Below are 616 nucleotides of genomic sequence, written 5' to 3'. Positions count from 1 at the left end.
AAAAGCATAATTTAGACATTGCGCCAGATGGCGTTTTTAGCCCTCTTGAATTTAGGGCGATTTTTTATCTCCACGCAAGCATTTGGGCTGGAATCTACAAGGCAGATTTTATCAAACAAATCAAAGTTTTAGAGACAACAGGGGCAGCCTATCAAGATTTTCCTTTTGCGATGGAGATTTTATCAAAGGCTAGTAAAATCGCTGTGGTAAAAGAGGCTTTTTATCACTATCGCACGGAGTTTGGGCAGGGCAACTCTATGCAGGCAAAACCTCAAAAACTAATGCGACATATTGATGCCACACTTCAAGCAAGGGACGCGCTATATAAAAACTCCATACTTCATAAAGTCAAAGAGGAATTTTTCTACAATGCTTCGCTTGGAAATTGCGCATTTTTCAAAAAGCAAAATGCCAAAAATCGCAAAATCTACGCTGATAAAATGCGTGAAGTTTTTGAGCTATATGATAATCCGCAATTTACACACTTTGAGCCAAAACTAAAAGAATGGACACAAACTATAATGCAAGGTAAGACACCAAAAATACCATTTAAAGAACTCCGCAGACGCGTATTTAGAATGCGATTAAAAAAAGATGAGATTCACATAAAACTAGG

The 616-nt window shown here is 37.7% G+C and carries 1 pseudogene; it reads left to right on the top strand.

The annotated features are described in order from the left end of the window. Window positions 1-616: pseudogene (locus ACWIX0_RS14045) on the top strand (hypothetical protein); the annotation flags it as partial.

The organism is Helicobacter sp. T3_23-1059, from assembly GCF_053654515.1.
Note: the sequence above shows the minus strand (reverse complement) of the source record. Positions and strands in the feature narration are given on the sequence as shown.